The organism is Streptomyces sp. S186 (assembly GCF_051603415.1).
Lineage (GTDB): Bacteria > Actinomycetota > Actinomycetes > Streptomycetales > Streptomycetaceae > Streptomyces.
This window is the reverse complement of record NZ_CP193932.1, coordinates 8,225,900-8,245,243: the sequence shown is the minus strand read 5'-3', so window position 1 is coordinate 8,245,243 and position 19,344 is coordinate 8,225,900. Positions and strand designations below refer to the sequence as shown.

17 protein-coding genes are annotated in these 19,344 nt (G+C 69.8%); 13 read left to right on the top strand and 4 right to left on the bottom strand.

Annotated elements, in window-relative coordinates:
* Positions 1-4: 4 nt before the first annotated feature.
* The 4 genes from mhpA to ACRAS8_RS35790 are packed head-to-tail and all read right to left on the bottom strand — an operon-like array spanning position 5 to position 5,509.
* Positions 5-1,537 carry a bifunctional 3-(3-hydroxy-phenyl)propionate/3-hydroxycinnamic acid hydroxylase MhpA gene (mhpA, locus tag ACRAS8_RS35805; protein WP_438490199.1) on the bottom strand — a complete coding sequence of 511 codons (1,533 nt, stop codon included), beginning with the start codon at positions 1,535-1,537 and terminating at the stop codon, positions 5-7.
* Positions 1,534-3,429: an acyl-CoA synthetase gene (locus tag ACRAS8_RS35800; protein WP_438490198.1), complete on the bottom strand. Its 1,896-nt coding sequence runs from the start codon at positions 3,427-3,429 to the stop codon at positions 1,534-1,536. The genes mhpA and ACRAS8_RS35800 overlap by 4 nt, the downstream gene beginning before the upstream one ends.
* Positions 3,426-4,367, bottom strand: coding sequence for a fumarylacetoacetate hydrolase family protein (locus ACRAS8_RS35795; RefSeq protein WP_438490197.1), 942 nt, complete (start codon positions 4,365-4,367; stop codon positions 3,426-3,428). The genes ACRAS8_RS35800 and ACRAS8_RS35795 overlap by 4 nt, the downstream gene beginning before the upstream one ends.
* Complete coding sequence (locus tag ACRAS8_RS35790; RefSeq protein ID WP_438490196.1) at positions 4,364-5,509, bottom strand: VOC family protein; 1,146 nt, start codon at positions 5,507-5,509, stop codon at positions 4,364-4,366. The genes ACRAS8_RS35795 and ACRAS8_RS35790 overlap by 4 nt, the downstream gene beginning before the upstream one ends.
* A gap of 142 nt (positions 5,510-5,651) precedes the next feature.
* On the opposite strand from ACRAS8_RS35790, the gene ACRAS8_RS35785 reads away from it, so the two are divergent.
* The 13 genes from ACRAS8_RS35785 (at position 5,652) to ACRAS8_RS35725 (ending at position 19,293) form a co-directional block, all read left to right on the top strand.
* Positions 5,652-6,299, top strand: coding sequence for a TetR/AcrR family transcriptional regulator (locus tag ACRAS8_RS35785; protein WP_438490195.1), 648 nt, complete (start codon positions 5,652-5,654; stop codon positions 6,297-6,299).
* Positions 6,300-6,599: 300 nt separating this feature from the next.
* The gene (locus ACRAS8_RS35780) at positions 6,600-8,414 is read left to right on the top strand and encodes an MFS transporter (RefSeq protein ID WP_438490194.1); all 1,815 of its coding nucleotides are present in this window, start codon (positions 6,600-6,602) and stop codon (positions 8,412-8,414) included.
* Positions 8,415-9,573: 1,159 nt separating this feature from the next.
* Positions 9,574-10,482: a diiron oxygenase gene (locus ACRAS8_RS35775; RefSeq protein WP_438490193.1), complete on the top strand. Its 909-nt coding sequence runs from the start codon at positions 9,574-9,576 to the stop codon at positions 10,480-10,482.
* A 20-nt stretch (positions 10,483-10,502) separates the two neighbouring features.
* Entirely contained in the window at positions 10,503-11,363 is an 861-nt protein-coding gene (locus tag ACRAS8_RS35770; RefSeq protein ID WP_438490192.1) for a hypothetical protein, read from the top strand.
* Complete coding sequence (locus ACRAS8_RS35765; RefSeq protein ID WP_438490191.1) at positions 11,353-11,595, top strand: acyl carrier protein; 243 nt, start codon at positions 11,353-11,355, stop codon at positions 11,593-11,595. The genes ACRAS8_RS35770 and ACRAS8_RS35765 overlap by 11 nt, the downstream gene beginning before the upstream one ends.
* The gene (locus tag ACRAS8_RS35760) at positions 11,592-12,239 is read left to right on the top strand and encodes a maleylpyruvate isomerase family mycothiol-dependent enzyme (RefSeq protein ID WP_438490190.1); all 648 of its coding nucleotides are present in this window, start codon (positions 11,592-11,594) and stop codon (positions 12,237-12,239) included. Before ACRAS8_RS35765 ends, ACRAS8_RS35760 begins: the two co-directional genes overlap by 4 nt.
* A gap of 36 nt (positions 12,240-12,275) precedes the next feature.
* Positions 12,276-12,695, top strand: coding sequence for a MaoC/PaaZ C-terminal domain-containing protein (locus ACRAS8_RS35755; protein ID WP_438490189.1), 420 nt, complete (start codon positions 12,276-12,278; stop codon positions 12,693-12,695).
* A gap of 64 nt (positions 12,696-12,759) precedes the next feature.
* On the top strand, positions 12,760-13,617 hold the full coding sequence (locus ACRAS8_RS35750; protein ID WP_438490188.1) for a class I SAM-dependent methyltransferase: 858 nt from the start codon (positions 12,760-12,762) through the stop codon (positions 13,615-13,617).
* A complete protein-coding gene (locus ACRAS8_RS35745) occupies positions 13,614-14,381 on the top strand; it encodes a PIG-L deacetylase family protein (protein WP_438490187.1) in 768 nt (255 codons plus the stop codon). The genes ACRAS8_RS35750 and ACRAS8_RS35745 overlap by 4 nt, the downstream gene beginning before the upstream one ends.
* A gap of 10 nt (positions 14,382-14,391) precedes the next feature.
* Positions 14,392-15,342 carry an EamA family transporter gene (locus tag ACRAS8_RS35740; protein WP_438490186.1) on the top strand — a complete coding sequence of 317 codons (951 nt, stop codon included), beginning with the start codon at positions 14,392-14,394 and terminating at the stop codon, positions 15,340-15,342.
* 5 nt (positions 15,343-15,347) lie between these two features.
* Positions 15,348-15,791, top strand: coding sequence for a PPC domain-containing DNA-binding protein (locus ACRAS8_RS35735; RefSeq protein WP_438490690.1), 444 nt, complete (start codon positions 15,348-15,350; stop codon positions 15,789-15,791).
* Positions 15,792-15,818: 27 nt separating this feature from the next.
* A complete protein-coding gene (locus ACRAS8_RS35730) occupies positions 15,819-17,294 on the top strand; it encodes an FAD/NAD(P)-binding protein (RefSeq protein ID WP_438490185.1) in 1,476 nt (491 codons plus the stop codon).
* Positions 17,295-17,565: 271 nt separating this feature from the next.
* Positions 17,566-19,293, top strand: coding sequence for an eCIS core domain-containing protein (locus tag ACRAS8_RS35725; RefSeq protein ID WP_438490184.1), 1,728 nt, complete (start codon positions 17,566-17,568; stop codon positions 19,291-19,293).
* Positions 19,294-19,344 lie beyond the last annotated feature (51 nt).

Below are 19,344 nucleotides of genomic sequence, written 5' to 3'. Positions count from 1 at the left end.
GGAATCACCCTCGGACACGCCCGCAGGAGCTCGGTGCGGGCAGGAGCCCGCACAGGGCCTTCGGGTCAGGTGCGGTGCGTTGGACGATGCCGTCGGGGCGGACCAGTGCCGCTGCGGTGTGGCCACTGCGGAGCCAGCGGTGCAGGGCGGTGCCGGGCGGGGCGGTGACCAGGACACCGCCGCGGTCGTGGACCTCGGAGCGCAGTGCGAGGGGGACGGCTGCAGAGGTGACCAGCGCGTAGCGGCCCGCGGCCAGGTCGTCGAAGCGTCGGCCATCCGGCAACGGGGCGTTGGGGCACAGACGTCCCGCGAGGCCGCGCCCGAGCCGTCCGCGGTCGACCAGGGCTGACCGGTGCAGGGCCGGGGTCCGGCTGTCGAGAATGCGGTTGCTCAGGCCGGGAAGCCAGTGCAGGCGGGGTGCGAGCAGACGGCGAAGGGCGCTGCCGGTGTCCCCGCCCGCGGTCATCGCGGTGCCGACCAGCTTGGCGAGGGTGATCATCGAGCGGGCGTGGGGCTTGCGTTCCGCCTCGTAGCTGTCCAGTACGTGTTCGGGGAGACGGCCGTCGAGGACGGCAGCGAGCTTCCAGGTGAGGTTGGCGGCGTCGCGCAGGCCCGCGCCCATGCCCTGGCCGATGAAGGGCGGCGTGAGGTGGGCGGCGTCGCCGAGCAGGAAGAGCCGCTGCTTGCGCCAGTGGTCGGCGATCTGGGCGCGGAAGGTGTACTCCGCCGTGCGCACGATCTCCAGTTGCTCCGCGGGGAGGTCGCCGGTCCAGGGCCGGATGAGGGGGTGCAGGCGAGTCATGTCGCGGTAGTCGTCGGCGCGTTCCTGGGGAAGGAGTTGGAACTCCCAGCGGTAGCGGCGCTCGCCGATGCGCATGTAGGTGGCAGCACGCGCCGGGTCGCAGACCTGGTGCACGCCCTCCCACTGGGCCAGGTCGGCGTCGGTGGCGAGGTCGACGACCAACCAGCGTTGTGTGAAGGCCAGGTCGTGCATGGTGGAGCCGATCGTCGAGCGGGTCAGGCTGTTCGCGCCGTCGCAGCCGAGCACGTACCCGGCGGTCACGGTGCTGATCTCGCCGGTGGTCCGGTCGGTGAGCCGGATTCGCACCCGGTCGCCGTCGGACTGCTCGATCGCGGTGATCTCCACGTTGCCGCGCAGGGTGACGGTCGGGTGCCGTTCGAGGTTGGCGCGTAGCAGCTCCTCCAGTTGGGGCTGGTCGAACATGTTGGCCTCGGGGTGGCCGTGGCGGCCAAGTTCGGCGCCGCGCCGGAACTCGGCCAGCACCCGCAGCTCGCGGTCCAGGAGTCGCAGGCCGTGGGCGGGGCGGGAGATGGCGGCGAACTGCCTGGCGATGCCGAGGCGGGCGAGCAGCCGGTAGATCTCGTCGTCGAGGTGGACCGCCCGCGGCAGGGGGTAGACCGAGTCCCAGCGGTCCAGCACGAGGGTCTCGATGCCGTACTGGCCCAGCAGTGTCGCCGCGGTCAGGCCGGTGGGGCCGGCGCCGATGACGACCACCGGGATGGTGTCGGCGGTCATGACGCCCCCGGTCCGGGCGTCGCCGGGGACCACGTCCAGCGCAGGGCGTACTGGTCGAGGACCGCACTGATGGCCTCGCGGTCACCAGTGCCGGGGGTGACGGACAGGAAGACGGACCCGTCCTCGACCGCCACGTCGATCTCCACGTCGTGGCCTTGACCGGCCAGGGCCTCTGCGACAGCCAGCCGGGTGGCGTCCGCCCGCAGGGCGAGCTTGTAGGGCTTGCCGACATCGGTGACCGGCAGCGCGGCGAGGACGGTGACGGACTTCGGTGCGGCAGCGCGTTCCGGGACGTGTTCGGCGGCCCACTGGCGGAGCTCGTCCTCGGTCACGTCCGCCTCCGGGACGAGGGTCACGTACGCGACCGGGACCTCGCCCGCGTGCGGGTCGGGGCGTCCGACCGCGCCGGCGCCGATGACGTGCGGGTGGGCGAGGAGAGCGTCCTCGATGACGGCTGGGTCGATGTTGTGGCCGCCGCGGATGATCAGGTCCTTGGCGCGGCCGGCCAGGTGGACGAACCCGTCCGTGTCGAGTCGGGCCAGGTCGCCGGTGTCGAGCCAGCCGTCCACGAGCTTGCCGAGGCCGTCGAGGACCGGACGGCCCTGGGTGTCGCGGCCGGTGACGTAGCCGGCGAACACGGTCGGGCCGGCGATCGCCAGCAGGCCGGTCTGCCCGGCGGGCAGCTCCGCCCCCGATTCCGGGTGGACGACCTTCACCCGCTGGTAGGGCATGCGCTGCCCGACTGCGCCGGGGCGCGGCGCGTCGGGGAAACTGCGGGCGCTGGCACAGGTGGCCTCGGTCAGGCCGTAGCCCTCGACCAGCGTCAGCTTGGTGCGGGCCTCGAATGCGGCGCGGACGGCGTCGGGCAGCGGCGACGCGCCGACCATGGCGTACCGCAGGCTGCTGATGTCCGCCGCGCCGACGGGGCATTGGGCGAGCACCTGGTAGACGGTCGGCACGGCGCTCATGGCCGCGATGCCGTAGTGCTCGACGATCGACCAGAACTCCCCGTACAGGGCGGGTTCGCGGTAGCCGAGCGGTCCTGCCCACACCACCTGCTGGCCCTTGAACAGCGGCGCCAGCAAGGTCACCACGAGGGCGTTGACGTGGAACAGAGGCAGCGCCGCGAAGATCACCGCGTTGCTGCCGAGCATCGAGTTGGCGGCGATCATCCAGGCGTTGGCCACTTCGCCTTCCTGGGTGTGGGCGGCAAGCTTCGGCGTGCCGGTGGTGCCGCCGGTGTGGAAGAACGCGGCCAGGTCGCCCGGCCGGGGCGGTTCCCCCGTGAATGCGGACGCGTCCTCGGCCCGGGCCAGGTCGGCGAGGTAGCCGATGAGTACCCCGTCGATCCGTGGCAGCGGCGCGGGATCGCCACCTGCCGCCGTGGGCCGAAGCACCAGGACCGCGTCGAGCGCTTCGGCCAGCTCAGGAAGCTTCGCCCAGACGTCCGGGGCCAGCTCCGGGCCCGCGGCGACGAGGACCCGGGCACCGGAGCGCCGCAGCAGCTCGCCCAGGTGCGCGGGAGCGAGAGCGCCGTTGAGCGGCGCGGCGATGCCGGCCAGCTGCGCGGCGAGCGTCGCGGGTACGAGTTCGGCGCAGTTGGGCGCCATCAGCGCGACCGGGGCGCCGCGGCGGACCCCGAACCGGTGCAGGACGTTGGCATAGCGGTGCACTCCGGCCAGCAGGTCGGCGAAGGTGCACCGCAGCGGCCCGCGCCACCGCTCGGCGTCGGGGAGCACCGTCAGGGCGGTGCGGTCGGGCCAGAGCCGCGCGGCCCGGGCCAGCAGGTCGTAGGTGGAGGCAGGAAGGCCACGGGCCTCAAGCGGCACCGCCTCGATCGCGGCCAGGTTGTCGGGCCCGTAGTAGCGGGGCCACAGCAGGTCCTCGCTCATCGGGCGTACCTCACCGTCGTGCGCTGGCGGCCGAGGTCGAGCGTGCCGTCGTCGGTGGCGACGGCGGCCTCCACCAGATCGCCGTCCCGCAGGTACTTGGGGTTCTTGGCCTGGGCCTTGAAGAACAGGCGCCACTTGGTCGCGGGCGGCAGCAGCGCGCCGAGGATCTCGACCGGCTTGGGCGGCGCGCTGAGCGCCGTGCCGACCGGAGTGCCCGTGAGCAGCAGGTCGCCGGGGTCCAGCCGCTGGAAGCCGCTGAGTGCCCGGAGGGCTTCGAGCGGCCGGTAGATCATGTCGGAGGCGGGCATGTCCTGCCGCAGCTCGCCGTTGACCCACAGGCGTAGCCGCAGCTCGGCGAACCGGTCGAGGTCGCCCTCCTCCAGCAGCACCAGCGCCGGCCCGGTGGGGGTGAACGTGGGGTAGGACTTGGCCTCGTAGAACTGGGTCTTGGGCAGTTGCAGGTCCCGGGCGGAGACGTCGTTGGTGACCACGAGGGCGGCGATGTGGTCGGCGAGGTTCGCGGCGAAGACCCGGGTGCCGACCGGGAGCGGTGCGCCCATGACGAGGCCGATCTCCACCTCGTAGTCGAGCAGCCGGACGTGGGCGGGCTTGACGATGTCCTCGTACGGGCCGCTGATCGACCCGGACGCCTTGCGGAAGAAGGTGAGCGGGACGCTCTTCGGGTCGAGGCCCGCATCGGCCGCGTGCGAGGCGAAGTTCGTCATCTGGGCCACGACCCGGCACCCTGGGGTGACCGGGGAGAGCACCGCGAGGTCGGCGACCGGAACGCCGGCGTCGGTGCTGTGCGCGGCGGCGGTGACGGCGTCCCGGTCGGCCAGCAGTTCGGCGGTGGTGACGGCCGCGGTCTGCACCCGGACGGCGCGCTGCTCGCGGACGGCGTACCAGCCGTCGGCGGTGCGCAGGACGTTGACGCTCATCGGTTCATCGCTTTCATCAGGCCCAGCAGGCGGCCGGGGTCGATCTCGTTGTCGGCGCGCAGTGCGCGCACGACCTCGCGGATGAGGGCGGGGGTGGGGTTGGCGCCGAGGAAGTCGCGGGTGGCGGGCGGGCCCCACTGGGCCAGGCCGCTCGCGGACATCGGGGCCCAGCCGGGTTCCAGGTCGCAGTCGAAGAGGTCGCCGTCGGCGAAGTGCTCGACCATCAGCTTGTCCGGGTCGCGCCAGTAGTCGAAGAGCTGGCTTCCCTGGATGTGCCGGCCGATGCCCCAGCTGCGCTTGTAGCCGCGCTCGGCGAGGTACTGCCCTCCGGCGGCGATCGCGTCGAGGTCGGTGACCTGGTAGGCGGAGTGGACGTAGCCCGTGCGCGGGCCCAGGTGCATCGCGAGGGTGTGGTGGTCGACCGGGGTGCTGCCCTGGTCGCAGCGGATGAACGCCATGGTGGGTCCGCGGTCGCGCTGGCCGTCCAGGAACAGGAAGTCGCTGACGATCAGGCCGAGGGTGTCCAGGTACCAGTCCAGGGCCTGGGTGAACCTCGGCGTCTCCAGGACCACGTGGCCGAGCCGCTGGATGCGGGCGGGTGCGCGGGGCGGGCGCTGGGTGGCGTTGGTCCGGGCCCGGCGGCCGCCGAAGTTGAGGGGGAACGGGGGCTGTTCGGGCATGGCCGGGAGCTGCTCGGTGCCGTGGACGACGCGGACCGGGAAGCCGGACGGGTCGGTCAGGTCCACGCCCTGCCCGCCGCCGAACTCCCGGAGGTCGCGGACCGGATGGCCGGTGGCGCGGGCCAGGCGGTCGAGGTCTGCGCGCTCGGCGGCCCGGAACGCCGGGCCGAGGAACCGTGAGGCACGGCCGTGGCGCACTACCACGCACGCCGAGCCAGGCATGGTGCCGCGCAGGTACAGCGCCCGGCCGGTGCGCGCGGCGACGGCGAAGCCGAAGTCGCGGGCGAACACCTCGGCGCGGGCCAGATCGGGTTTCTCGAACTCCAGCCAGGCCAGGTCCGCCACTTTGATCACGGGCTGCCGGGCGCGGCCGGGATGTTCCCCGCGCAGCGGCCCGTGCTCGCTGTGCAGGTCCTGGTGTGCGGTGGTGGGTCCGGGCGGGCGGGCTCGGTCGTCCGACATAGGGGCTCCGTTGGTGGTGGCTCGAACGGACACGCTTCTGATGAGAAGCTCTGAAGTGATAGAAGCATCAGACTTGAGGGACCCGATCGTCAAGCGCCGTAGTGATGGAATCATCAGATCTGAATGCGCCTACACTGGCGGGATGCAGAACCAGCCCGACACCACCATCGGCCCGGCGAGTGCGAACCGCTTCGAACGCCGCCGGGCACGCACCCGCCAGGCGCTGATCGGCGCCGCGCGGCAGATCCTGGCCGAGACCGGCGAGACCTCGGCCAGCATCCAGGAGATCGCCGACCGCGCCGACGTGGGCTTCGGCACGTTCTACAACCACTTCGAGACCAAGAACGACCTCTTCGACGCCGCGGTCGGCGACGCCCTGGAGGAGTACGGCCAGCTGCTCGACGGTGCCGCCGAGGGCATCGACGACCCCGCCGCTGTCTTCGCCGCCAGCATCCGCCTCACGCTTCGGCTGGCCGCCTCGCATCCCGAGATCAGCCAGATCCTGCGGCTGCGCGGCCTGCCCCACATCAACGCCGCCACCGGGCTCGGGCCGCGCGCCCTGCGCGACCTGGAGATCGGTAAGGCATCCGGCCGCTTCACCTTCGAAGACCCGCTCGTGGCACTGTCTGCGGTCGGCGGCGCGCTGATCGGCCTGCTCCAGCTCAACTCGACGCGCGATCTCGACGCGGAGGCCGGTCAGCAGATGGCCGAGATGATCCTGCGCATGCTCGGACTCCCGGCGGACGAGGCCCACGAGATCTCCACCCGTTCCCTGCCCGAGCTGCCCTGACCTCGGCGGACCCCGCCGCCGCATGCCCGTCCAGGCCCCCGCGCCGATGCCCGGCGCGGGGCCTGCTGCACTTCCGGCCACACAGGACACACCGGCGACCGGAACTGATGGATAGCTCGTAATTGATGATGTCATCAGTTACGATGAAAAAGGGCCGCCCGGAACCTCAGGCGTTCCCCGGCGCCCGAAACGGCGACAGCGGACCACGGCGTCCCCGGTCACGCTCGAATCCATCGGCATTGCTGCTCTCATCGTGATCAAGGCCCGCCGCTCCGCCACCCTGATCAAGGGACGTACCCCATGACGACGACTCCCCGCTCCTCCCTCCAACCGTCCGAAGAAGCCGCCGCGGGCCGGGCCAGCCACTGCGGCGTCCTGTTCTCCATGTGCCTGGCCCTCGTCCTGGTAGTCGCCTCGGTCTCGGCCCTCAACCTGGCCCTTCCCGACCTCGCCGTGGACCTGTCGGCCACCAACGCCTCGCTCACCCGGATCGCCGACGCCTATACCGTGGCCCTTGCCGCGCTGGTCCTGCCCCTCGGCGCGATCGGAGACCGCATCGGCCGCCGCCACGTCCTGGTCGCCGGGACCGTCGTCTTCGGCGCCGCCTCCTTCGCGGCATCCTTCTCCGACACCACCGCCCACCTGATCGTGTGGCGGGTCGTCATGGGCATCGGCGCGGCCATGATCATGCCCGGCACCCTGTCCACGATCACCGCCGCCTTCCCGGCCGAGCAGCGGGCCAAGGGCGTCGCCGTGTGGTCCGGCTTCGCGGCGGCCGGCGCCATCATCGGCATGCTCGCCGCAGGCGCTCTGCTGGAGCAGTTCTCCTGGCGCTCCATCTTCGTCGCCAGTGCCGCAACCGCCCTGGTCGCGGGGGCTGCCGCGGCAGCACTGGCCCCCAACACCAAGGACCCCCACCCCCACCGACCCGACGTCATCGGCGCAACCTGCACAGCCCTCGCCATCGGCTGCCTGGTGTTCGCCATCGTCGAGGGCAACGAACAGGGCTGGACAGAACCCCCCGTCATCGCCGCCCTGGCCGTCACCGTCGCCGGCTTCGCCGCCTACGCCTTCTTCGGGCTGCGCAACGACCAACCGCTCCTCGACCCGCACCTGTTCGGCATACCCGGCTTCCGCGCCGGCGCCGTCACCGTACTGGTGCAGTTCATGGCCGTCTTCGGGTTCTTCTTCGTCGGCCTGCAGTACCTCCAGCTCATCCTCGGATACAGCCCCCTGAAAGCCGCCGCCGCCCTCGTCCCCGTGGCCGTCGTCGTCCTGCCCACCTCCCACATCACCCCCCACCTCGTCACCCGGCTCGGCATGAAAGCCGTGATGGCCGCCGGCCTGACCCTGCTCAGCGGCGGTCTGTTCGCGATCTCCCGGGTCCACGCCGAATCCGACTACCTGCCTTTCCTCGGCGGGCTGGTCCTGTGCGGCCTCGGCATCGGACTGACCGGAGCCGCGGGAACCGCAGCCATCACCGGCTCCCTCGGCCGCGGTCAGCAAGGCGTGGCCTCCGCGATGAACGACACCACCCGCGAAGTCGGATCCGCCATCGGCATCGCCCTCATGGGCTCCGTCTACGGCAGCCACTACCGCCACGCCCTGCCCTCCAGCATCGACCAGCTCCCGCCCCAGGCAGCCGAATCCGTCCACGACTCCGCGGCCGCCGGCCTGCAGGTGGCACAACAAGCCGGCCCCCAGGGCCCCGCCCTGGAGCAAGCCGTCAAGGACGCTTTCATCAGCGGGCTGTCGGCTTCCCTCCTCGTCGTCTCCGTCATCGTGCTCGCCGCCGCCGTCGGGTGCCTCTTCCGCCCCCCGCCAAGCCCCCGGCGCCGATTCCTGAACCGCGAGCGCGGGCCCGTCCCAGGAACCGTCGGCTGCCGACCGGGGTTCCGTGGCGTGAACTCCCTGAATGGCACGGGCTGTGCGAGCCCCTCTCCGAGCGAACATCTACCGCGAACGCTGAACGGCGCTCCGCCACCTCAAGCAGCTCCGAACTGGCGCAACCCAGTCGACGAGCTCACTGACCGCCACCACGCCGGAGTCGTCCTGGCTCGAGGCTCTTCTGACTCCGTGAACCCACACGGTGATCGTTTGTCAGACAAGCCCTAGGCGGCTGAGCTCCTCCCAGCTGCGGGCAGCGGGCCGGGGCTGGTCGTCTCCTGGGCGAAGCCGACCAGCCGGCTCACACACCAGGGCATTACGCCTCCTCGCCGCCCGGGGTTTTGCATGCCTCGACGACGATCGTCGTGGTCCGGCGGCCGATGCGGAAGTGGAAGTGGCAACCGGGTCGCCAGGTGCGATGTGCCGTGAGCAGGTCTTCAACCGGGACCTCCAAGCCGTGCACGCCCTATAGCCAGACGAAGGGCTCCCAGTGACTTTGGACCCCGAAGACGCGCCCGTGGGGCCGCATCTTCATGGGGCTGCACATCGACGGCTACGAGTTGCTGCTTGAGCAGTTTCCGAACAGCTGATGGTCGTGGCTCCGCCCTCGGCTGTTTCTCGTTGCGGTCGTAACGGGCACTGGAGCCAGGCCAATTCCGGGGGCGGAGATGACACCCGGATGCTATTGCTCCACATACTCCTGGAAAGCGCTCTAGGAAAGCGCTCCGGGAAAGCGCCTGTACGGGGCGGGCGATCACGCTGATACGCGGCGGCCGGTCATCCGTGCAGCCGGTCTTCCGACGTTCGCATGGCGACAGGGCAGTAGACCGCATGCGCAGGCGGGTTCACCTCCCGATGGGAGTCCCGGTGAACGCACCAGACCTCAGCTGTTCAGGCATGGTGAACCATCCAGGGGCGTGATCGTGCCAAAGCCTGACGCCAACGACCTGTCGCTGAAGAGGAGTTGAGCGTCGACCCCAACCGTCACAGCCCCGTGACCTCGGGTTTGCGGTTCTTCGGGGTCGGCCGAAAAACATCCAGCGGGGGCAAACTCACGTTTGAGGGCACTTTGATCACTTAATGTTGCTGAAATATACGGGAAATTGGCTGCTCAGACCTACCGGAGACGACAGACGGTGAAATTGGAGATGTGCACTCCGCTTCGCTACGGGCAGACCGACGCTGGCTCGTGGCTGTATCGGTCGCCTAGCATCTCAATGTCTGCCGTTCCGCCAGCATCCACGTCAGGATAAGTGGATCCGTAACTTCACACAGTAGCGACGTGATGTTTCCATAATTCGCAGCGACAAGTAGTGCAAGTAACGCCCCAGCCCCCCTCTCGATCATCTCCAGTCATTCACCGACAGAGAGAAGAACAGGGAGAAGTATGTCCACAGTAGCCACGAAGGCGCCGCAAGGTCCGGAGCAGTCGGCTCGGTTCGCCGAGATCCTCAAGCGGCTCATCGACAAGTCGGTGGACGGTTACTACAACCCGTACCGCGAGTTCGACTGGCCTGATGCACTGCCCGAGCAGATGTCGTGGATGAGCGATGACCTGATGTCCGTCTACGGCACCGAAGTCGCCGGTGAGTTGACGACCGAGGAGCGCCATCGGCTGTCCCGTTGGGAGAGCATCAACTTCTACAGCCTCAACGTCGAGGGCATCCGTGAGCTGATCATCGAGGTCATCAAGCGTATCCACACGGCGGGGTTTGAACTGCCGTCGGACTTCTTCCACCACTTCATCGGCGAAGAGAACGAACACATGTGGTTCTTCGCCGAGTTCTGTCTCCGGTACGGCAACAAGATCTACACCGGGCCGAAACTCAGCTCCATTCCGCATGACAACGCCCAGGTGGAGAACTTCCTGGTGTTCTCCAGGATCTTGCTCTTCGAGGAGATAGTCGACTTCTACAACATGCGGATGGCCGCCGACGACTCCCTGCACGAGACCATTCGCAAGGTCAACCGGGTGCACCACGAGGACGAGTCCCGGCACATCGCGTTCGGCCGCGAACTGGTCTCGATGCTCTATTCCGAGCTGGCAAGGACCATGACCGACCAGCAGCGCCAGGAGATCGAGCAGTACCTGAAGCGCTACATCGTCTTCAGCCTCCGCTCCTTCTACAACCCGCAGGTCTACCGGGACGCCCGGATCGACAAGCCATTGGAGTTCCGCGAGCGGCTGGTCTCCGACCCGGCCCGCCGCGACCTGGAACGCAAGGTGGTGCGCAAGCCGATGTCCTTCATGGTCAGGTCGGGGATCTTCGCCGACGACCTGCTGCCGGGCATCTGAACCGGGCGAAGGAGGTCTGCATGGAAACGAACGGTCTCGCCTACCTGCGTACCGGCGAAGCCCGGCTCCTGCGCCGTCTGGACGACATGTTCGAGCGGTGGGGCACCGAGGAAGGCGCCACACCGGTCATCGGAGCACCGCTGCTGCCGGTGGCCAAGCTGGCGAAACTCGACTACTACCAGAACTTCCCGCAGCAGGCGCTGGTGGTCAGCGCGCTGGACCTGGAGCGCCGCCCGCAGGGCCAGGACGCCTCTGCCATCGAGGAGTTCCCGCCGGAGCAGCTGCAGAGCGCGGAGGTCGCCCTGCCGTCGGCCACCTGCTACGCCGTCTACCTGGGGCTGGAGGGCACCAGCCTGCCGGGCAACACCCTGGTCACCCTGGTCGGCCGGTGCTTCCGCCGGGAGGAGCGGTACACCGGGCTGCGCAGGCTGCTCGGCTTCCACATGCGGGAGATCGTGGCCCTGGGCGAGCAGGAGTTCGTCGAGGAACACATCAACCGCTTCTCGTCGCGCATCCTGCGGTTCGCCGAGGCGCTGGACCTGCCGTTGTGCAAGGAGGCGGCGACCGACCCGTTCTTCGACGGCGAGGGCCCGCGCGCACTGCTGCAACGCATCGCGCCGGTCAAGTACGAGTTCCTGGCCGGGGAACTGGCCATCGCGTCGGTGAACAAGCACCGCAACTTCTTCGGCGAGCGCTGCGCCATCCAACTGGACGACGGGCGGCCGGTGTTCACCAGTTGCGTCGCGTTCGGCCTGGAGCGGTGGCTCGCCGTGCTGCACGACCGCTACGGCGACTGGGGGGCGGCCGACGAAGCCGTCGCGAAGGCAGACCAGGCACTGGCATCAGCCGCAACCACCGAAGGGACAGCACATGCACGCTGAACGGGAACAGCTCAAGCAGTGGATCCTGGCCCGTCACCCGGAGACACCCGACATAGACCCGGATCTCGACATCCTGGAGAACCGGCTCATCGACTCCCTCGCCTTCATCGAGTTCATGCTTCTGGTCTCCCGGCTCAGCGGCGAGGAGATCGACATGGAGACCCTGGACATCGACGACTTCCGCACCCTGCGGCGAATCGAGGAGCGGTACTTCCGGGCAGGCGTGGCGTGACCGCACCTGCCGACGAGACCGGCCCCGAGCGGTTGCTGCGGGCCGAGCGCGAGACCCTGCTGCCCACGCTGCGTGACCTGCCGTCAGGCATGTTGGAGCGGCGCACCGTGTGCCCGGCGTGGACGGTGCGCGACGTGGTGGCGCACTGTGCGGCGGCACTGGTGGGGCTCACCGCCGGCGCGGCGTACCGGGCGAGCCACGACCAGAACCAGCGGGATGTCGAGAAGCGCCGGGACTGGCCGTTCGCCGACGTGCTGGACGAGTTCGAGCGCGGTCTGACGGTGGCCGGTCCCGCGATCCGCGCGGCCGGCGGCACCAAGGACCTGGCGGCCCTGGGCACATGGATCCACGGCGGCGACGTCCGGGATGCGCTGGGGATGTCCGACGCGTACCGGAGCGCGGGGGCGCCACAGGCCATGGAGGCGCTCGCCGGATGCGCGCGGGTGGTCGCCACTCCTCGGGTGCACGTCACGCTCGACGACCGGGAACTGGTCCTCGGCTCACCGGTAGAGGGCCGGGAGGCGGCGCGGCTCCACACCGATGTCCCCACCCTCTTCCGGCTCTACACCGGCCGGCCGGCCGCCCCGGAACGGTACCGGCTGGCCGGGGCCCGGCCGGAGGAACTCATCAGCGCGGAATGGTAGGTCGGTTCAGCAATGCTCTACCTAGAGGACTTTCACGTGGGGGACGTGTTCGACCTGGGCAAGGTCGAAGTCACCGAGGAGGAGATCCTCGGCTTCGGCCGTGCCTACGACCCGCAGGTCTTCCACACCGACCCGGAGCAGGCCCGGGACTCCGCTTTCGGCGGCCTGGTGGCCAGCGGCTGGCTGACGGCCTCGCTGTTCATGCGCCGGTACGTCGAGGAGATCCTGAACCGGTCTGCCGGGGAGGGCTCTCCAGGGGTGGACGAGATGCGTTTCCACCATCCGGTGCGGCCCGGGGACGTGCTGCGGGCCCGGTTGACGGTGCTGGGGATCGCCCCGGTGCTCGGCCGCCGCGGTTCCGGCATCGTCCGCCCCCGGTGCGAACTGCTGGACCCGCAGGGCTCCGCGGTCTTCAGCATGGTCCTGCACAGCATCTTCCGGCGCCGGGATACCTGACAACAGACGCCGCGATGTCTGACAACACCCGGACACAACCTCGACAGACGGGGAGTAGTAACGCATGGAACCGGTGAACCAGGTCATGGAACCCGTGTCCAAGACCGCGCAGTGGACCGCCGCCGCGCGCGCGATGGAGTCCGAACGGCCGGACCGCATCTTCCACGACCCCTACGCGCGGCTGGTCGCCGGTGAGACCGGCTTCGCACTGCTCGAACGCTACGCCGGTTCCGCGGTCGTCCCGTTCGTGCTGGTGCGCAGCCGGTACATGGACGACGCCATCGTGCGCACCGTCCAGGAGCGCGGCATCCGCCAGGTGGTGCTGGTGGCCGCCGGGATGGACATGCGGTCCGTCCGGCTGACCTGGCCCGAGGGGGTCACCCTCTACGAACTGGACCGGCCGGCGCTGCTGGAGACCAAGGCGGCGCTGCTGGCCGAGAACCCGCCGCAGCGTTCGGCGGGAGCCGTCAGCCGGTGCCGGGCGGTACCGGTCGACCTGGCCGCCGCATGGCAGGACGAGCTGCGCGCCGCGGGCTTCGACGCCGGGCAGCCGACCCTGTGGGTGGCCGAGGGACTCTTCTTCTTCCTGCCCGAGGACGTGGTGCGCGGCCTGCTGGGTTCGCTGCATGAGCTGTCCGCGCCCGGGTCCGTTCTGATCGGCGACATGACCAGCCAGGCCACCCTCAAGAACCCGCTCGCCAAGGGTTTCATGCGGGTACTGATGGAGGACGGCAACCCCTGGCTGTTCGGGACCGACGACCCGGAGGAGTTCCTGGCGTCCTGCGGCTGGGTGACCAGGGAGCTGCTTCAGCCCGGGGAGGAGGGCGCCTCCTTCGGCCGCTGGCCGTACCCGGTGCCGCCGCGCTCGGTGCCCAACGTGCCGCGGTCCTTCCTGTTCACCGCGGGGGTGAGGTCCGCGTGACGTACGCCGGACCCGCGCAGCCCCCGTTCGGCCGGGTGGACCGGGTGCTGGCGATCGCGGCGCACCCGGACGACACGGACTTCAAGGCGGGCGGCACCATCGCGCAGTGGACCGCGGCAGGCACCGAGGTGACGTATCTGGTGCTGACCGATGGAGCGGCCGGGGGTGAGGACCCGGCCGTGCCCCGCGCCGAACTGGCCGCCGTCCGGGAGGCGGAACAGCGAGCCGCCGCCGACGCCCTCGGTGTCAAGGAGGTCGTCTTCCTCGGCCTGCCCGACGGGGAGTTGACGGTCGGCCTGGAACTGCGGCGGGAGATCACCCGGGTGATCCGGCGGGTCCGCCCGCAGCGGGCGCTGATCCAGAGTCCGGAGATCAACTGGGACTTCCTGCCGGACGTCCATCCCGACCACCGTGCCGCGGGAGAGGCCGCGCTGGCGGCGCTCTACCCGGACGCCCGCAACCCGCGTGCCTACCCGGAGCTGCTGTCCGAGGGGCTGCGGCCGTGCGTCGTCCCGGAGATCTGGGTGATGACCTCACCGCGCCCCGACACCTGGGTCGATGTCACCGACGTGTTCGATCGCAAGCTGGCCGCGCTGCGCGCCCACACGTCGCAGACCGCCCACCGTACGGACCTGGCGGACGGCATACGTTCCAGGTTGCGTGGGCAGGCCACGGCGGGCGGTCTGGCGGACGGCCGTCTGGCCGAGGCGTTCCAGGTGATACGTACCGAACAGGCCGGCCGGCCTGTCGACAGCACCCCTTGAGGAGGGTCCCTTGCCGATTCCGAAGCTTCTGGGCGGCATCCTGGTGATGGTGATCTGGGGGGTCAACTTCGCCGTCATCGACATCGGACTGCGGTCGTTCGACCCCTATCTGCTGGCCTCACTGCGATTTCTGCTGGCGGCCGTGCCCGCGGTGTTCTTCTTCAAACGCCCCCAAGTACCGTGGCGTTACATCGCGTTGTACGGGTTGTTCTTCGGCATCGGACAGTTCGGGCTGCTCTTCGCCGGGATGCACTTCGGGTTCTCCGCCGGGCTCGCCTCGGTGGTGATGCAGCTCCAGGCGTTCTGGACGATCGGGCTGGCGGCGGCCGTGCTGCGCGAGCGGGTCGTGCCGCGTCAGCTGACCGGCGTGGTGGTGGCGGCCGCCGGGATCGCGCTGATCATAGGCATCACCGACGGGTCGGTCACCGCCGTCGGCGCGCTGCTGGTGATCGGCGCGTCGCTGTCGTGGGCGTCGGCCAACATCGTCATCAAGAAGGCCCACCCGAGCGACGCGCTGGCGTTCACGGTGTGGGCGAGCCTCATCCCGCCGATCCCGATGTTCCTGCTCTCGCTGGGCGTCAACGGCTGGGGTTCGATCACCCACTCCTTCGACCACATGGGCTGGGCGGGCATCGGTTCGCTGGCCTACATGGTGTACCCGACGATCCTGTTCGGCTTCACCCTGTGGGGTCATCTGCTGCGCAACTACAAGACCTCCCACGTGGCCCCGTTGTCCCTGCTCGTGCCGGTCTTCGGGATGGCCTCCTCGATACTGATCCTCGGCGAGCCGCTGGGCCCGCTGAAGGCCACGGCGATCGTGCTGGTCATCCTGGGACTGGTCATCAACCAGTTCGACCTGGTCGGCCGGTTGAAGACGCGTTGGCAGGCCGCGCCGGCCGTGCCCGCGCAAGGAGAAGTCACCGGCGGCGACTCGGCCGCCAGCACCACGAGAGCGAGTTGACCCAGATGCACAGCCGCCTGCTGACCGATGACGCACCCCGGATGTTCGCCGTCGTCTTCGACCAGGACGAGGACGTGCTCCCCGTACTGGAGGAGTTCGCCACCGCCCACTCGGTGGCCGGGGCCTCGTTCACCGGAATCGGCGCCTTCCGTGACGCCGCGCTCTCGCTCTTCGACCCGGAGAGCAGGACACACGTCCCGATCCCGGTCACCGAGCACACCGAGGTGCTCAGCCTGACCGGCAACATCGCGCTCAAGGACGGGCGGCCCTCCGTCCACATGCACGCGGTGCTCGGCCGCCGGGACGGCTCGACCGTCGGCGGTCACGTGCAACGCGCCACGGTACGGCCGACGTTGGAGGTGGTGGTCACCGAGTTCCCGAGCCCGTTGACCAGGCGCCTGGACGAGGCGCGCGGACTGCCCGTCATCGATCTGGACGCGGACCGCTGACCATGGCGGCCGGGAGGGGAATACGCGATGCGGGTGGCGGTGATCGGTGGTGGAGCGGCGGCGGTCAGTCTGCTGGACAGCATGCTGCGCCGTTTCGAGGGCGAGGACAGCCGCTGTGACATCACCGTGTACGAGGGATCGGCCAACCTGGCCACCGGCCGCGCCTACCGCCCGGACCTGGACTGCGCCCTGGTCAACCGCGAAGCCGGGTACATGTCGGTACGGTGCGCGGATCGGGGCCACTTTCTGCGCTGGCTGCACCGCGAGCCGCGCTACCGGGACACCTCGTACGCGTCACTTCCGGTGGACTCCTACGTTCCGCGCCGGATCTACGGCGAGTATCTGACGGCCCATCTGGAAGCCTGCCGTGCCGACGCCGAGCGGCGTGGCTGGACGGTGGAGGTCGTACCGGAGTTCGCCGTCGAGGCGAAGGCGACCGCCGACGACGTGATGGTCCGCAGCGCACGCGGCGTCAGCCACTTCGACCGGGTGGTGCTGTGCCTGGGGACCGGCGAGCCCGCCGACCCCTACCGGCTGACCGGCGCCCCCGACTTCCACCCGGACCCCTATCCCCTGCGCTCGGTACTGCCCGCGATACCCGCCGACGCGCACGTCCTGGTACTGGGCAGCAGTCTGTCCGGGGTGGACGTCGCGCTCGGACTGCTGCGTTCCGGACACCGCGGGCTGATCACCATGACCTCTCGGCACGGTCTGCTGCCGGGGGTACGTGCCACCCAACGCCCGTACGAATTACGCCATTTGACGCCGGAAGCGGTGCGGCGCCGGGTGGCGCGCGACGGTGCGCTGCGGGTGCGGGACACCTGGCGGCTGCTGCGCGACGAGCTGACAGCGGCCGGGGTGGACCTCCGCGCGCTCGCCGCGGACCGGCCCGCCGCGGAGCGGCTGCGCGAGGACCTCTCCCGGCTCGACCACAACGCCTGCCAGGCGGCAGTGGCGGCGATGATGCACCAGGTGCGGGAACCCGTCTGGCGCGCCATGCCGGACGCCGACCGGCGGCTGTTCCTGAGCCGGTTCCATGCGTTCGGCAAACCGCTGTACAACCCGATGCCACCGCCCACCGCCCGGGCGCTGCTGGATGCCATGGACAGCGGCCAGTTGACGGTACGGTCCCGAACGGCCGCCGTCACCGCTCGTGCGGGCGGCGGCTTCACCCTGGAGGACGGCGACGGACGGCTGACCGGGGTGGACACGGTGGTCGACGCCACCCGTTCCGGGCTGGCTCGTATCGGCAGTCGGGCGCAGCCCTTCGTCGACTCCCTCACCGGGTCCGGACTGGCTGTCCGCAACCCGCTCGGCGGCATGCGCATCGATGTCGCCAGCAACGCACTGCGTGCCACCGTTCCCGAGGACGTCCCACGGTTCTTCGCACTGGGCGACATAGCCTCCGGCGACCTCTTCTACGCGGGCAGCATGTACATGCTCAACGCACGGGCCGAGGTGATCACCCGCGCCCTCGCCCGTACCGCGAACGACAGGAGGTGAGGGAGCGGACACCCCATCGCCCACATCACGAGGGCCGGCGACCCGCGCTTGACCGTCTCGCCGCCATCCAGTACGACTGCATGAGGTAGTCGCCGACCGATGCGGGAAGAGGCCCTCATTGCGCGACCACGACAAGATGCCCTCGGCCCGCACCACGAGCGGTCGAGCCCCCGCCCGGGGGCCTGAGGCCGCAGTACGCGCCCAGGTCCCGGATCTCCTCGCTCTTCAGAGTACGGCCGGAAACGCCGCCGTTGTACGGATGCTCCGCCAGGTGCGGCGCTCCGCGGTCCACGACGTGCTGCGCGCCGGCGGGCGGCCTCTGGACGATGCCACCCGTACGGACATGGAGGACCGCTTCGGCGCGGACTTCTCCGACATCCGGATCCACACCGACGCCTCCGCCAGGAAATCCGCAGCCGAAATCGGCGCCCGCGCCTACACCAGCGGCAACCACATCGTCATCGGCGACGGCGGCAGCGACAGACACACCCTCGCCCACGAACTCACCCACGTCATCCAGCAACGCCAAGGCCCCGTCGCCGGTACCGACGTGGGGACGGGCCTGAAGGTCAGCGACCCGTGCGACCGCTTCGAGCGCGCGGCAGAGGCCAACGCCATCCGCGTCATGAGCCTCGGCCCCGGCCCGGCGGGCTCGGTCCAACGGGCGGGGGTGCGCTCAGCGCCGCAGTCCGCATCGAAGGCGGGTCCGCCGGCCGTACAGCGGGCGGGCCAGATCACCGCCCTCAAGGCATCCGGGCAGGCCTGTGCCTTCGGCCAGGGCGAGGTCGAACGCGGAGGCATGGGGACGGTCGCGCTCGTGCCCGCCGTGCTCAGCGACAACCTGGACCTCTTCGCGATCGCCGACAAGTACCGCACGGGATTCACCGGGGGGACGGCGCCCGTGGACCGATTCGCCCTGGTGATCGGGGTGAACTGTTGGCTCCAGCGGCAGCAGAGCGCGGCTGCCGAGGAGACCTTGCTCAGGAACAAGATCAACGACTTCACGCGCCGCTGGGACAACAACCGATTCCGGGTCGAGGTCGTCGGATTCACCTGGGCCGACCACAGGGTCTCGTCCACCGCGGACATCGACCAAGCCACCATCCCCTACGGCGAGATCAGGGATCACATCCTGCGCCACCGCGTGGTGAGAGAACTGGTCCAGGGGCTGACGGATCGCGGCAGAGACCATGTCTATCTGCACACGGGCGACTCCGACACCCGGTCGTTCGGCACCAAGGCAGGACCGCTGTTCTCGGCAGCCGCCAAGGTCCTGGACAGCGGGGAGAAGGACCTGTTCAGCGGCGGCTACACGGCCTCCGAGGGCACCAAGGACACCGACGAGGGCATCCTGATCTGGCACGCCAATCAGGTGGACCTCGCCGTCCGGGACGCCATGGCCGAGGTGAATCCGCGCTCGGTCTACTACCCGGAGCCGAACACCTTCGTGAAGGTGAAGACGGACTGGGACCTGGACCAGCTGGAGGACGGCATCTCCTTCGGGACCGGCAGGCTGGAGGGCGAGCATCTGGTGAACTCGCTGCGCGCCAAGCGTGACAACGTGACAGAGGGCTTCGACTCCCGGTACGCGATCTCCACCGACATGGACCGGGTCGGCATGAACGTCGGAGGGCACAGGAAGGGCCAGGCTGTCACCGAGGACACGCTCAAGAAGCTCTTCGAGCTCACACAGAGCCATGCCAGGAAGCAGGAGTGGCAGGACCGCGTCGCCGCGGTGTACCGACTGGACAATGACGTGAAGCTGGCCCTGGCCGAACTCGTCTACGCGAAAGTGACCGACCTCAGCGTGCTCAGGAGTCTGGCCGCCAAGGAACTGACCTCCGACAGCCCCATCGACACGAAGGGCCTCAAGACCAGGATCAGGGAGAACCGGACGCTGGCGAACCTCGATGACCAGGTGGTGGAGATGGCGGTCCGGAGCAGGAACAGGCTGCTGTACGCAGTCACCCGCGCCTACAAGGAGCTGTCCGGCCGCTGAACCGTCGTTCGCGGATCTCGCCCCCGCCCCGGGGGCTTCTTCGACCACGGA

What these genes read in the sequence shown, in the direction of transcription:
- mhpA (WP_438490199.1), bottom strand. Translation starts at nt 1,537, where the DNA reads ATGACCGCCGACACCATCCCGGTGGTCGTCATCGGCGCCGGCCCCACC.
- ACRAS8_RS35800 (WP_438490198.1), bottom strand. Translation starts at nt 3,429, where the DNA reads ATGAGCGAGGACCTGCTGTGGCCCCGCTACTACGGGCCCGACAACCTG.
- ACRAS8_RS35795 (WP_438490197.1), bottom strand. Translation starts at nt 4,367, where the DNA reads ATGAGCGTCAACGTCCTGCGCACCGCCGACGGCTGGTACGCCGTCCGC.
- ACRAS8_RS35790 (WP_438490196.1), bottom strand. Translation starts at nt 5,509, where the DNA reads ATGTCGGACGACCGAGCCCGCCCGCCCGGACCCACCACCGCACACCAG.
- ACRAS8_RS35785 (WP_438490195.1), top strand. Translation starts at nt 5,652, where the DNA reads ATGCAGAACCAGCCCGACACCACCATCGGCCCGGCGAGTGCGAACCGC.
- ACRAS8_RS35780 (WP_438490194.1), top strand. Translation starts at nt 6,600, where the DNA reads ATGACGACGACTCCCCGCTCCTCCCTCCAACCGTCCGAAGAAGCCGCC.
- ACRAS8_RS35775 (WP_438490193.1), top strand. Translation starts at nt 9,574, where the DNA reads ATGTCCACAGTAGCCACGAAGGCGCCGCAAGGTCCGGAGCAGTCGGCT.
- ACRAS8_RS35770 (WP_438490192.1), top strand. Translation starts at nt 10,503, where the DNA reads ATGGAAACGAACGGTCTCGCCTACCTGCGTACCGGCGAAGCCCGGCTC.
- ACRAS8_RS35765 (WP_438490191.1), top strand. Translation starts at nt 11,353, where the DNA reads ATGCACGCTGAACGGGAACAGCTCAAGCAGTGGATCCTGGCCCGTCAC.
- ACRAS8_RS35750 (WP_438490188.1), top strand. Translation starts at nt 12,760, where the DNA reads ATGGAACCGGTGAACCAGGTCATGGAACCCGTGTCCAAGACCGCGCAG.
- ACRAS8_RS35735 (WP_438490690.1), top strand. Translation starts at nt 15,348, where the DNA reads ATGCACAGCCGCCTGCTGACCGATGACGCACCCCGGATGTTCGCCGTC.
- ACRAS8_RS35730 (WP_438490185.1), top strand. Translation starts at nt 15,819, where the DNA reads ATGCGGGTGGCGGTGATCGGTGGTGGAGCGGCGGCGGTCAGTCTGCTG.